Raw genomic sequence first — 12,630 nt, 5'->3', positions numbered from 1 at the left:
ACCCATGAACCATTTCAAATTTGAACTCGACGGTGACGGCATTGCGCTGATCACTTTTGACAGCCCGAATGTCTCGATGAATGTGCTGTCTGCGGGCGTCATGTCCGAGCTGGGCGAGCTGGTCGAGAAAATCTCGACCGATGACGCCATCAAGGGCGCGGTCATCACCTCCGGCAAGAAAGCCTTCTGCGCCGGGGCGGATCTGTCCGAGCTGGGCAGCGGCATGATGGATCTGTCGGGCCTGTCGGAAGACGAAGCCAAGCAGAAACTCTTCGACATGGCCTTCCGCCTGAATGCGCAGCTGCGCCAGCTGGAAACCTGCGGCAAGCCGATTGCGGCGGCCATCAATGGTCTGGCGCTGGGTGGCGGGTTCGAGGTCACGCTGGCCTGTCATTACCGCGTCATGGCCAATGATACCGGGGCCAAGCTGGGCCTGCCGGAAGCGCTGGTCGGCGTTCTGCCGGGCGGTGGCGGCACACAGCGCCTGCCGCGCCTGATGGGGGTGATGAATGCCGCGCCGATCATGCTGCAGGGCAAGCAGCTGGATGCGGAAAAGGCCAAGGAACAGGGCGTCGTCCACGAGATTGCGCCGCTGGCCGAGATTGTCGCCAAGGCGAAAGAGCTGGTGAAAGCCGATCCGATTGGCGCGAAACAGCCCTGGGACCAGGACAAGTTCAAAATGCCGGGCGGGGCGGTCTATACGCCGGCGGGCATGCAGACATTCGGCGCCGCCAATCCGATGCTGCTGAAGGAAACCAAGGGCAATTACCCGGCCCAGCGCTATATCCTGTCTTGTGTCTATGAAGGCATCCAGGTGCCGATTGATGCGGGCTTGCGGATTGAAAGCCGCTATTTCACCAAGCTTTTGATGCGGCCGGAAAGCCGCAACATGATCCGCTCCATCTTCCTGTCCAAGCAGGCGCTGGACAAGGGCGGGGCGCGTCCGGCCGGCACACAGCGCGAGGACATCTCGAAGATTGCCGTCATCGGCGCCGGCTTCATGGGCGCGGGCATTGCCACCGTCTCGGCCCAGGCCGGGCTGGAAGTCATCCTGATCGACGTCAACCAGGAAGGCGCGGACAAGGGCAAGCAGCACGCGGTTGATCATTTCGCCAAGGGTGTGGCGCGCGGCAAGGTCACGCAGGAAAAGGCCGATGCCATGGCCGCGCTGATCACGCCGACCACGGATTATTCCCTGCTGAAGGATTGCGAGCTCGTGGTCGAGGCGGTGTTCGAGAATTCCGAACTCAAGCACAAGATCACGAAAATGGCCGAGGAACACATGGCCGAAGACGCGATCTTCGGCTCCAACACCTCGACCATTCCGATCACCTCGCTGTCGGAGGCCTCGTCACGGCCGGAAAATTTCTGCGGCATCCACTTCTTCTCGCCGGTCGAGAAGATGATGCTGGTGGAGGTGATTGTCGGCGACAAGTCCGGCGACCGTTCCATCTCGCGGGCGATTGATTTCGTCACAAAGATCAAGAAGACGCCGATCGTCGTCTCCGACACGCGCGGCTTCTATTGCAATCGCTGCGTGATGCGCTTTGGCGAACAGGGTCTGGCCATGCTGTCAGAGGGCTATGCCCCGGCGCTGATCGAGAATGGCACCCGCATGGCGGGCATGCCGATGGGCGCGATGGAATTGATGGACATGACCGCCATCGATCTGGCCTGGAAAATCCAGGAGCAGACGAAAAAGGATCTCGGCGCGGCCTACGTGGCCGGCAAATCCGATCCGATCATCACCAAGATGTACGAGCTGGGCCGCTATGGCCGCAAGACCGGCAAGGGCTTTTATGATTATGCCGAGGACAAGTCGAAGAGCCTGTGGCCGGAGCTGAACCAGTTCGCGGTGGACGGTCTGAAATCCGTTCAGCCGGACGTGCAGGAAGTGAAAGACCGCATCCTCTATGCGCAGGCCATTGAAGCGGCGCGCTGCATGGAAGAGGGCGTGGTCAAGGATCCGCGCGAAGCGGATGTCGGCTCCATCCTCGCCTGGGGCTTTGCGCCCTATACCGGCGGGGTGCTGTCCTTTATCGACACGATTGGTGCGAAGGCCTTTGTCGAGAAGGCCGACCAGATGGCGAAGGATTTCGGCGAGCCGTTCAAGGTGCCCGATCTCCTGCGCGACATGGCCGCAAAGGGCGAGACCTTCTATGGCCGCTTTGGCGGCACACAGGCTGCGGCGTAGACCGGAGGGACCGGGAGCAACGCAGAGAAGGGCCGGGCGCTGAAAGGCGTCCGGCTTTTTTGTGGCGCTTTGCTCCCCTCGCCCCGGGTCAGGTCCGGGGCACTCCCCCCCGTAAACGGGGGGAGAAACTAGCAAACGTTCGCTTGCCACTCAACAAAAGGTTGATTGGTTTCTCCTCCCCCCCCCCCCCCCTTCACGGGGGAGGGAAGGGCGCTGGACAGATCCAAATGCGTCATCCCGGAAAGGCGAAGCCTTGTCCGGGACCCATGCTGTAAGGGTGACGTTACGGAATGGGTTCCGGGTTCGCGCCTGCGGCGCGCCCCGGAATGACGAAGCGAAAGGTGACAAAAACCCGTTGCGCCCTAGCTCCGCGAAAAATAATCCGTATTTGGACTTTTCCCCGGAAAGCGATTCGTTATCCACACGAATCGAAGGGGGATTGATTGACCGGGCCGCGTTTCAGGCGTTTCCTTCAGCCATCGGGACACACCGGGATCTGGTCTTCACAGGGCAGATCAACGGAAACCGGTCCTTCAGATGGCCGCTGTGTCAAAGCAGCAGAGCGCTGGAGGGTTCCGGACCGGACGGGCTTAAACCCGAACGGAAAGGAACAGGCCCGGAAAACCGGCCCGTCAAAGGATCAAACCGGCGACACGGCACGGAAACCGGACCAGCAACGGGGAAAGACCGGAAACGGAAAATCCCCCCGCGCCGCCGCCCGCCGCTATCCTCGAAAGAGGGAAGAGACGGGCGGTTGGTGTATGCGGCAGGTCCGCTGTCCCTGTCTTCCGATGTCAGCCTGACCGCTCACGGTCATCATCCTGTTCGGCTTTCAGCGCTTTACGCTGTTCCTGCAGGGCGTCCGGATAAGAGCGGACATCGCCGAATTCGAGGAAGGTATCATAGCGCTTGTGCGTGCCCTTTACCCGCTCGGCATGCTTGATCGGGCACCAGTATTGCTCGGTGCGCGAAGCGATTTCGAGAACATAGGCGAGGACGCCATTGGCATAGGCGCAATAGGTGCAGTTGATCTTCTGCATGACGTTCAGATAGGCGAGGCGGTGGCGGTCGAAGACGACATAGTCGCGGCGTTTGACCTGCCTTATGCCATAGACGCGGAAACAGACCGCCTGGAAGGCGCTGGCGAAAATATCCAGCAGGACCAGCGGGATCGTCACCGCATAGATGAAGGGCGAAGTGAGGATTTCCCAGAAGCCCGATGTCGCGAAAAAGCGCCCGGCGGAGATTTTCAGCTTGCGCTGGCGTTCTTTCACCTCGCGGCTGAAGACCGCCCGCCCGTGTGACCATTTGTATTCCAGATCGCGGCGGCGCTCGATCAGCTTCTCCTCCAGCTCGGCTTCCAGCTCCCGGATCCGGGCGGTAAGCGCGTTGATCTCGGATTTCATGTTGTGGCCCCCATTGGCGTCGCGGCGATAACCGGCGCGGCAGACATGTACGGTCACATGCCCGGTGCGAAGCTGCAAGCTGTGGTGAGAGGCATTCCGGACAGGCGGTTGCGCCTGAAGAATAAAGCCGGGCTCCGGGCTCGCACGGAGGTGAAGTCTCTTACCGGTTATTCATGTGATGAATAATTCCGCGGCCGATAGGATTGCCGCAAAAATGGGGAGAGACGCATGAGCGACTGGTTCAGGGCTGATAAAGAAGCCAAGGGTCAACTGGCAGGGCCGCGCGAGGCCGGCCTGCCGATTCCGACACGGATCATGTCCAATGGCGAGTATTCGCCGCTGCCGCAGACGGAGGACCAGCGGCGGGTCGAGGCCGCGCTTTTTGATCTCGCGGACCGCTTTGCGCCCCGGCTCGACATGGACCGGCGGCGTTTCCTGCAATCGAGCTTCGGCTTGGCGGCGGCATTCGGCGCGCTCAATTCCGTTTTCGGAGCGAGTTATGCCGTCGCCCAGGACGAGATCGCCGATACGGGTGCGGCCGCAGAATGGGCAGCGCGTCATGCCGGCCAGTTCATATTCGACGGGCATCTGCATTTTGTTCATGATGATTATGACTGGCCGGGCATTCTGGGTTTCCGCAATGCTGCGCGTTTCATGCAGGCGGATGGTATTCCGCAACGCGACCCGGACTTTGACGATCTGAAGTTCGAGAATTTCGCCAAGGAGGTCTATTTCGACAGCGATACGACGGTGGGGATTGTCTCGACCGCGACGTCGGATGATCCGGCGCGCCGGTTCCTGACCAATGCGCAGATTGCCGGTGATGTCGCCCGCCTGAATTCCGCGGCCGGATCGCGGCGCCTGATGGGGCATGCCGCTTTCCATCCCGGTGCGGATGGCTGGTGGGACGCCCTTGAAGAAGCGATCGAGGTGCACCGCCCGATCAGCTGGAAGGGCTATACGGTGGGCGATCCCCTGTCGCCGACCTCGATTGCCCCCTGGCGCCTGGATGACGAAGCCCTCGTCTATCCCGCCTATGAGCGCATGGTGGAAGCGGGGATCACCAATGTCTGTATCCACAAGGGCCTGATGCCGGCCGATTATGCCACGCGCATGCCGGATCTCTGGCCCTATGCCACGGTGGACGATGTCGGCAAGGCGGCGCAGGACTGGCCGCAGCTGAATTTCATCATTTATCATGCCGCCATGCGGCCGGTGGTGATGTTCGATCCCGGATTTATCGCGGCATTCGAGGAGACCGGACGGATGGAATGGGTCAGTGATCTGGCCGATATCCCGGAACGGTTCGGCGTTTCCAATGTCTATGCCGATGTGGGCACGAGTTTCGGGCAGGGTGCGATCACGCAGCCGCGCCTGGCGGCGGCCATGATGTCGATTCTGGTGAAGGGGCTGGGCGGTGATCATGTGTTGTGGGGGACGGATGCCGTCTGGTGGGGGTCCCCGCAATGGCAGATCGAGGCGTTCCGCCGGATTGAGGTGGCCGCCGATCTGCAGGACCGGTTCGGGCTCCCCGCCCTGGGCGCATCGGATGGCGAATTGAAGACCCGCATTTTCGGACTGAATTCCGCTGACCTCTATGGTTTTTCCGGTACGGAACGGACGGTGGCGCATTATGCGGATGACCGCCTGTCGCAGCACAAGGCCGATTATCTGCGCGATGGCGCGGACCGGTCGAACGCCTATTACGGGTTTATCACCGGCGAATAGGGCGCTTCACCTGCGGTTCGCGGAGGCGTAATCCCCGGCGCATCTTCCGGGTGGTAGACTGGCGCCGCTGGCGTCATTATGTCCCCGTCCGGCCTGCATTCCGGTCCTGCTGCTACCGCCATAATTGTAGTAGTAGTAGGAGTCGAAAACGCAAAAACTGGAAAAATGTGGCAATTCACGCCGCATTGCGGGGATAAGCAGATGAGCCAGACCGCCCTCCCGGAAGATGATTACATCATCGGGGCCAGCCAGCAGGAAATCCTGCGCCTCGGCCAGCAACACGCCATCTGGCGCGAACGAGCCCTCGCCGGATGGCGGCGGGCCGGGCTGAAACCGGGCATGACCGTGCTTGATATCGGCTGCGGGCCGGGCCATGCCAGCTTTGATCTGGCGCAACTCGTCGGTCCGTCCGGCAAGGTGATTGCGGTCGATCAGTCGGCGCTGTTTCTGGATGCCGTCAATGCGGGCGCCAAACAACGCGGGCTGATCAATATCGAGACCGTGAAATCCGATCTGGGACAGCTGGTCCTGCCAGACAACAGCGTGGATATGATCTGGTCGCGCTGGGTGTTGTCCTTCCTTCCCCATCCGCAAGGCCTGTTCGAGCGCCTGCAAACCGCGCTCAAACCCGGCGGCCGGTTCATCGCCCATGAATACGGCCATTATGAAACCTTCGGATTTTTCCCCGCCGATCCGGTCCAGGACCGCTTCATCGCGGCGGTCAAGAAGAGCTGGCGCGCCTTTGGCGGCGAGCCGAATATCGCCAAGCAGCTTCCGGCCCTGTGCCGCCGGGTTGGCTGGACCACGGAATTCATGACGCCGCACATTTTCACCACGCGGCCGGGCGAGCTGGTCTGGGAATGGCCGGTCGGCTGGCTCAAATCCGACGGCATCGACCGCCTGGTGGAGCTGGGCTTTCTGAGCGCGGAAGATGCGGAACGATTCCATACCATCATGCAGGAACGCGCGGCGGATCCGGACAGCGTTCTGACCACGCCCATGGTGATCGAGGTCATCGCCCGGCGGAAAGACGAAGGCTAGGCTGGCAAAATGGACCGCATCGATACGCTCCGCCTGTTTGTGTCCGTCGCCGAGCTCGGCAGTTTTACCAAGGCTGCTGAAAAAGAGGGGATGACCCCCGGAGCGGCGTCCAAGCAGATCACCGCGCTGGAAACCCGCCTGCAGGCGCGGCTTCTGGAACGCACAACGCGGTCCGTAAGGCTGACCGATGCCGGCGAGGCATTGCTGGAACGGATCCGGCCGTGGCTTTCGGAATTCGAATTGATCGAGGACGGGTTTGCCGAGGAAGGTGCGGCCCCGGTGGGGGTGTTGCGGATTTCCGCGCCGGTGGATTTCGGTGCCCGGATCCTGATGCCGGTGGTGGCCGATTACATGCGGAAATGGCCCGGTGTGGATGTCCGCCTGTCGATGGCTGACCGTATGGTCGACCTCGTCGATGAAGGGTTCGATCTGGCGGTCCGGATCGGTCAGTTGACCGATTCCAGCCTGATCGCCCGCAAGCTGGCTCCCGCCTGCATGTCGCTGGTGGCGTCGCCTGCGTTTCTGGAAAAAGCCGGTCCGTTGAATTCGCCGGCCGATCTGAGCGCGCTGGACTGCATTATCGACCGCAACAAGCCAGCCGCCCAATTGTGGAAATTCACGAAGGACGGAGAGACCATCGAGGCCAAGGTCAATGGCCGCATCACGCTGAACGGGGCCACGGCTGCGATTGAAGCGGCGGCGCAGGGGCTGGGCATAGCCTGCAGCCCGAGCTGGTCGGCGCGGCAGGCGCTGGCAGACGGGCGTGTGGTGCCGGTCCTGCCGGACTGGTCGCCGGATCATCGTGATCTGTGGGCGGTATTTCCGTCCAACCGTTATCTGGCCCAGCGGGTAAGGCTGTTCGTCGACCATCTGGCGGAACGCTTCAAGGATGGTCTCTAGGTGCATGGCGGCAGATTTTATGGCACCATGGCTGCACTATCTGGAATATGCGCGGGGGGTGCTTCATGAAACGGATTTTGACGATACTTATTGCCGCTGCGGGCCTGACGGCCTGTGCCACGACCAGTCCGGGCGGCGATCTGGCCAGCAATGCTTTCGACTATGAGCCGCAGCGCTCGGCCGAACTTCCGGACCGCCATTTCGGCTATGAGATGCGCAGCGATGCGGGCTGGAATGGTGCCATGATCTATGAGGCCACCGCGCAATCCATAGATGTCGATTTCACCTTTTCGGGAAATGGTAGCGAGATCGCGGCTGCGCTGGACATGGAAGAGCCCTATCTCAATGAAGGCGTCCGGCGTTTCAGCGGCCGGTCAGAGGATGGCCGCGACGTGTTCGTGATGTTGCAGGCCGGACCCTGCGGCGAGGGTGATCAATCCTATTTTGCCACGCTGGTTATCGGGGGCGAGCGGTATCGTGGCTGTGCGTCAGAGCGGGCAGCCAATGACCGGTGGTCGAACTATCTGGCCGACTGGATGCCAGCCATTGATCTGTGCATGGCCGAGCTCCGGCATCAGGCTGACCATGTCACTTTCGCCTATTCCACCGCCAGCGGAACGGCGGTCCGGATGGCCGATTCCGCCGGCAATCGCTGGGAATGCATCACGGTGAATGATGCGCGCGTGAATGCGGTTGTTCCGCTCACCGCTGTCGATGTCCGGTTGGGCGAAGCCGATCCGATTTTCGTCCGCTCGGAAATGCCCGCGCGCGGGGATGCCTGTTATGTCTATGAAACCGTAAGGGAAGCTGATGGCACGCTGATCGGGGCTTTCGGATATGATTCCTGCGCAGGTCCGCGCGCGCCGGTCAGTTAGGCATTCCTTAACCGGCGCGGCCCAGTTGGAATAGCATGCAGCGCTTCTTCTTTTCCTGCCTGTCAGGGCTTGTTTTTTCTGCTGTTGCGGCCGCGGATATCACTGATTTGCGCGAGCTGGATTCGAGCGGACAGGCGGCCATTTTCATCGGCTTTGATGATGCGCCGGAATTGTTGTCCTCACGGATCAATGGCCGCTCGATCGAACTGGAGCTTGCCGGTCAGCGAGCAGGTTCGCGCCGCATAGAAGCGGCCGGCGGGCAGTGGATCCGGGCCATTGAAGCCGTGCCGTCCGAAACCGGACAACTGATCCGCATTGAGTTGCCGGCTGGCGCTGACGGGCTCGAAATCCTGCCGACAGAAAGCGGTTACCGGCTGAGTTGGCATTCCATAAGCGCCGAAGGAGGCTGGGAAGATACAGCCGATACGGTGCTGGCAGATATGTCCGAAGCCCCTGCAGGGGGTGTGACCAGTGCCAACGCCTTGCCAGAGGGCGCGCCGACGGATTCTGTGGAGCGGCCGGCTGAAACCATTGGTACAGCAGCGGCATCAGGCACATCACTGGCGGCCGATCCTTGCACTCAGGCAGCGTCTGCCGTTGAAACCGATCCATGGGATATTGATGCGTTGACCCGCCACGCCGAATGTTTGCTGGATGCCGGGCAGGCTGATGAAGCCACCATCCTTCTGGAACGGGTGATCGCGTTCGAGCCGGGGCGCTTTGACGCCGTTATCGCACTGGCCGAAGCCCATGCGGCGCAGGGAGATGTTGATGCGGCCCGCGCCCTCTACGAACAGGCTGCCAATGTTGCTGCAACGGATGGACAGGCTATCGCTGCCCGGGCGCGCGCCCGGGACCTTGAGGACTAAACAGTCAGTTCCGGTTTGCAAACCGATTGAAGCGCGGCCAGCGTTTCGTCATCAGCCTTGACCAGCTTGCGTTCCGTAAGATCCATAATGGCTGCGACACCCTGCATTGACCAAAGCAAGCGCCCGCGGCGGTCAAATACCCAGTGAACGATGCTCCGCACATTGCGATCCGCGGATTGCACGCCCGAGCGAATGACATAGCCGTCGCCGATCGTCGGCCAGCGGCGTACGCAAATACGGCCTTCGAGAAGTGCGCCGCCGATGCGGATATTGCCCGACGCATGGGCCGCAGATTGTTCGGGAAAGGCTTCGGAAAAATTGGCGGCCGAGTTTGAAATCTTGCCCTGCAAGTGTTCCGGCATCAATTGCCCGAAGGGGCCGCAATCTTCCGGATTGATGCGGCCGCGTCCGATCTCGGCCAGGCTCAGCGCATCTGCATGCTGTAGGCGAATGCCTTTTCGTGGGGGTGCCGACGAAAGGCTGCGGGGCCTTGCCTCCTCCGGAAGCGCGCTTTTCAACGATTCGAGTTTTTGCCGGATACGTTCGGGCCATTCAAAACTCTTGCGGCGGCCCGCAACGCAATGGCGCAGCGTGATACGGAAGATGGCGGCCATTTTTCCAGATGCCGCATTGCGGACGACCAGGCAAATGCCAGCGGTTTTCGATTTGACGCCGATGACAGCGCCTTCGATCACCAGCGGGGTCCCGGGGCGGATCTCGCCCAGATAACGGATGACAATTTCACCCGGCAGCAATGTTGCGACGTTTCCCGGCCCGAATGCGCCCGGCATGCCAACCCGGTCTGCCAGATCACCGACCGCTTCCCAGGCTTTTGCCAGATAGAAGCGGACGTTGAGATGGCCGAGCTCATCGCATTCCCAGGCGTTGGCGCAGCCCCGCCAGAGCTCAATCATATCTGACTCCCGATGCCGCTAACGGCATTTCGCGCAGAGACCGTAATGCTCCACAACGGAGCGCTCGGTTTCAAATCCGTCCGGCGCATTCCGCGGCTCGGGCGCACCATGCCGCTCGTCGACCGAGCCACATTTGCCGCAGATATAGAGCTCTGCACCACCCTTGTCGTGACAATGAGCGCAAGCAATGTAGGCATTGAGGGCTTCCACCTTGTGGGCCAGCCCGACGTCCATCAGGAAATCCAGTGAACGGTAAACTGTTGGCGGCTTGGCAGACCCATCTTCCGACCGCATCTGGTCAAGAAGATCGTAGGCCTTGATCGGCTCTCCCGCCCGGACAAGCAGGGCGAGAACGTTCCTGCGCAGCGGAGTCATGCGCATCCCGCGTTCGGCGCAATGCGTCTCTGCGTGCTGCAGGGCGGTGGTTACAGAATCACTATGAGCCATCTTGCGAAGATTTAATCCAATCGGGCTGCGAAAATCGAGCCCTGATGCTTGCTGTCTACGTTATGTTATAATATCACATGCGCAGATTTTCGAGAGGTCAATCATGTCCCCGATGAAATATGGTGTGTGTGTTGCTGCGCTGCTAGGTGCTCCAGTCATGGCGCAAAGTACGGAAGAACCGGTGGTCGACCGCATTATCGTGACGTCATCACCCTTGCAGGTGCTGGCGGATGAAATAGTTGGGTCTGCCACCATCCTGACAGCGGATCATATCGAGGAAAACCTGTCCGGCAGTCTGGCGGATACGATTGCGCACGAGCCGGGTGTTACCACGACCTATTTCGGTCCGGCTTCCAGCCGCCCTGTTTTGCGCGGACTGGGGGCTGACCGGGTGAGAGTGCTGGTTAATGGAGTCGGCCTCGTCGATGCCTCGACCGCCAGCCCTGACCATGCTGTTTCATCAGAAGCACTGGAAGCCGAACGGGTCGAGATCCTGCGGGGGCCAGCGGCAATCGCCTATGGCGGCGGCGCGATTGGCGGCGTGGTGAATGTGATCGATGGCCGCATTCCGGAACGGCTGCCTGATGGTGGCGTCGAAGGGCGCTTCTATGCAGGCATGACGAGCGTTGACGAAGGTTATCAATTTGCCGGCCGGAGCCGTTTTTCGGCAGGAAATTTCGTCTTCCATGTCGAAGGGCTGGATCGGGCTTCAGAGAATTACGACATACCCGGTTTTGCCGAGTCTGCGCGCCAGCGGGCTCTGGAGGCCGAAGAACATGATGACCATGATGATCATGGCCAGCCACGTGTTGCTCTTGCGGAAGAAGATGCGCACGGCCTTGAGGAAGAAGAGGCCTTCGGGTTTGTTCCGAATACCGATCTCGCATTCACCAGTGGTTCGGTTGGCGTGTCATTCGTGTCTGACTGGGGTTTTGTTGGTGTGTCCTACCGCACCAGTGACAGCGCCTATGGTCTTCCCGGTCATGCCCACGGGCATGAGGAAGAGGGTGATCACGGCGACGATCATGATGACGGCCCGTCCCTGATCGCATTCGCTGAAGACGATGATCACGATGATGCGCATGGCGAGGAGGGCGATGCTCGACTTGTGATGACGCAGAATCGCTGGGATGCGCGCGGTGATATCCGTTTCGATGGCGCGCCTATCGAGCGTGTGAGATTCTCGCTTGGAACAGGTGATTACCGGCACAGCGAAATCGAAGGCGATGAAATTTCGACGACCTTCACGAATGAAGGCTGGGAAGGGCGGTTGGAACTGCGCCACCGTCCCTTTGGTGATGTTGAAGGCGCGTTCGGTATACAGTCCTTCAGCCGGGATTTCGCTGCCTTCGGGGCCGAGGCCTACATCGTTCCTGTGACAACGGCTGATACCGGAGTTTTCATCGTCGAGCGTTATGATGCGGGTGACTGGGGCCTTGAAGGTGGCTTGAGGGTTGAAACCCGCGATGTCGATACCGCAGCGGTATCCCGATCCTTCAACACTGCCAGCGGATCCGCAGCGGTCTTCTTCCGGCCCCAGCCGGACGTTTTCCTGGCTGTGACAGGCGCCCTGTCCGAACGCGCACCGACGGATGTCGAGTTGTTTGCCAATGGCGCTCACCTTGCGACCCAGGCCTTTGAAATCGGCGATGCCAATCTCTCGCCGGAACTCGCAACGTCCATTGACTTCACGGCCCGGCTCGACCGGAGCAACTGGTCTGCCGAGGGCGCTGTGTTCTTCGCTGATTATAACGGCTTTATCGGGTTGTTCCCAACAGGTGCAGAACAGGATGAATTGCCGGTTTTTGAGTATGCGCAGCAGGATGCGTCCCTGTGGGGATTCGAAGCCCGTGTGGAGCGCGAAATCGGTTCCGCTTCGGGCTGGGACTTCCGGGGGGAAGTGACAGCGGAATATGTCCGTGGCGAACTCGATAATGGCGGCAACCTACCGCGTATTCCGCCGCTCGGCCTGTCGGCCATGATTGAAGCGGAACGCGACATTGCGACGGCCCATCTTGAAGTGCTCTGGTCTTCCGAACAGGATAACATTACCAGTTTCGAGCTGCCCACCGACAGCTATACGCTGGTGAATGCCCAACTCGTTTTGCGGCCGGTACAGGACCGCGATGTCCGGCTGATTCTGGAAGCCCGAAATCTGACGGACGAGGAAGCGCGGCTGCATACCAGCTTCCTGAAAGACCTGCTGCCGTTGCCGGGAAGGAATTTCCGTGCGGCCCTGTCAGTGGCCTTCTAGAA

10 protein-coding genes are annotated in these 12,630 nt (G+C 60.7%); 7 read left to right on the top strand and 3 right to left on the bottom strand.

Features of this window, described 5'->3' with window-relative positions; translation table 11 throughout:
• Positions 1 to 4 precede the first annotated feature (4 nt).
• A complete protein-coding gene (locus DBR16_RS09555) occupies positions 5 to 2,194 on the top strand; it encodes a 3-hydroxyacyl-CoA dehydrogenase NAD-binding domain-containing protein (protein ID WP_109261033.1) in 2,190 nt (729 codons plus the stop codon).
• Between the two features lie 794 nt (positions 2,195 to 2,988).
• On the opposite strand, the gene DBR16_RS09550 is transcribed toward DBR16_RS09555, so the two are convergent.
• Positions 2,989 to 3,600, bottom strand: coding sequence for a hypothetical protein (locus DBR16_RS09550; RefSeq protein ID WP_109261825.1), 612 nt, complete (start codon positions 3,598 to 3,600; stop codon positions 2,989 to 2,991).
• Positions 3,601 to 3,828: 228 nt separating this feature from the next.
• On the opposite strand from DBR16_RS09550, the gene DBR16_RS09545 reads away from it, so the two are divergent.
• From DBR16_RS09545 to DBR16_RS09525, 5 genes are all read left to right on the top strand, one after another.
• On the top strand, positions 3,829 to 5,328 hold the full coding sequence (locus DBR16_RS09545) for an amidohydrolase family protein (RefSeq protein ID WP_109261032.1): 1,500 nt from the start codon (positions 3,829 to 3,831) through the stop codon (positions 5,326 to 5,328).
• A 201-nt stretch (positions 5,329 to 5,529) separates the two neighbouring features.
• Positions 5,530 to 6,369, top strand: a complete 840-nt coding sequence (locus DBR16_RS09540) for a class I SAM-dependent methyltransferase (RefSeq protein WP_161539466.1) — start codon at positions 5,530 to 5,532, stop codon at positions 6,367 to 6,369.
• Positions 6,370 to 6,378: 9 nt separating this feature from the next.
• Positions 6,379 to 7,269 carry a LysR family transcriptional regulator gene (locus tag DBR16_RS09535; RefSeq protein ID WP_109261030.1) on the top strand — a complete coding sequence of 297 codons (891 nt, stop codon included), beginning with the start codon at positions 6,379 to 6,381 and terminating at the stop codon, positions 7,267 to 7,269.
• A gap of 65 nt (positions 7,270 to 7,334) precedes the next feature.
• Positions 7,335 to 8,144 carry a hypothetical protein gene (locus tag DBR16_RS09530; protein WP_109261029.1) on the top strand — a complete coding sequence of 270 codons (810 nt, stop codon included), beginning with the start codon at positions 7,335 to 7,337 and terminating at the stop codon, positions 8,142 to 8,144.
• A 35-nt stretch (positions 8,145 to 8,179) separates the two neighbouring features.
• The gene (locus DBR16_RS09525) at positions 8,180 to 9,013 is read left to right on the top strand and encodes a tetratricopeptide repeat protein (protein ID WP_109261028.1); all 834 of its coding nucleotides are present in this window, start codon (positions 8,180 to 8,182) and stop codon (positions 9,011 to 9,013) included.
• On the opposite strand, the gene DBR16_RS09520 is transcribed toward DBR16_RS09525, so the two are convergent.
• Together DBR16_RS09520 and DBR16_RS09515 are read right to left on the bottom strand one after the other, a co-directional pair.
• A complete protein-coding gene (locus DBR16_RS09520; protein ID WP_109261027.1) occupies positions 9,010 to 9,927 on the bottom strand; it encodes a thioesterase family protein in 918 nt (305 codons plus the stop codon). The two genes, DBR16_RS09525 and DBR16_RS09520, sit on opposite strands and share 4 nt — an antisense overlap.
• Before the next feature lie 18 nt (positions 9,928 to 9,945).
• On the bottom strand, positions 9,946 to 10,374 hold the full coding sequence (locus DBR16_RS09515; RefSeq protein WP_109261026.1) for a transcriptional repressor: 429 nt from the start codon (positions 10,372 to 10,374) through the stop codon (positions 9,946 to 9,948).
• A gap of 103 nt (positions 10,375 to 10,477) precedes the next feature.
• On the opposite strand from DBR16_RS09515, the gene DBR16_RS09510 reads away from it, so the two are divergent.
• Complete coding sequence (locus DBR16_RS09510; RefSeq protein ID WP_109261025.1) at positions 10,478 to 12,628, top strand: TonB-dependent receptor; 2,151 nt, start codon at positions 10,478 to 10,480, stop codon at positions 12,626 to 12,628.
• Positions 12,629 to 12,630: the final 2 nt, after the last annotated feature.

Origin of the sequence: Hyphobacterium indicum, from assembly GCF_003129605.1 — a bacterium.
Classification (GTDB): domain Bacteria; phylum Pseudomonadota; class Alphaproteobacteria; order Caulobacterales; family Maricaulaceae; genus Hyphobacterium; species Hyphobacterium indicum.
Note: the sequence above shows the minus strand (reverse complement) of the source record. Positions and strands in the feature narration are given on the sequence as shown.

Coding starts and splice junctions, on each gene's coding strand:
- DBR16_RS09555 (WP_109261033.1), top strand. CDS start 5: ATGAACCATTTCAAATTTGAACTCGACGGTGACGGCATTGCGCTGATC.
- DBR16_RS09550 (WP_109261825.1), bottom strand. CDS start 3,600: ATGAAATCCGAGATCAACGCGCTTACCGCCCGGATCCGGGAGCTGGAA.
- DBR16_RS09545 (WP_109261032.1), top strand. CDS start 3,829: ATGAGCGACTGGTTCAGGGCTGATAAAGAAGCCAAGGGTCAACTGGCA.
- DBR16_RS09540 (WP_161539466.1), top strand. CDS start 5,530: ATGAGCCAGACCGCCCTCCCGGAAGATGATTACATCATCGGGGCCAGC.
- DBR16_RS09535 (WP_109261030.1), top strand. CDS start 6,379: ATGGACCGCATCGATACGCTCCGCCTGTTTGTGTCCGTCGCCGAGCTC.
- DBR16_RS09530 (WP_109261029.1), top strand. CDS start 7,335: ATGAAACGGATTTTGACGATACTTATTGCCGCTGCGGGCCTGACGGCC.
- DBR16_RS09525 (WP_109261028.1), top strand. CDS start 8,180: ATGCAGCGCTTCTTCTTTTCCTGCCTGTCAGGGCTTGTTTTTTCTGCT.
- DBR16_RS09520 (WP_109261027.1), bottom strand. CDS start 9,927: ATGATTGAGCTCTGGCGGGGCTGCGCCAACGCCTGGGAATGCGATGAG.
- DBR16_RS09515 (WP_109261026.1), bottom strand. CDS start 10,374: ATGGCTCATAGTGATTCTGTAACCACCGCCCTGCAGCACGCAGAGACG.
- DBR16_RS09510 (WP_109261025.1), top strand. CDS start 10,478: ATGTCCCCGATGAAATATGGTGTGTGTGTTGCTGCGCTGCTAGGTGCT.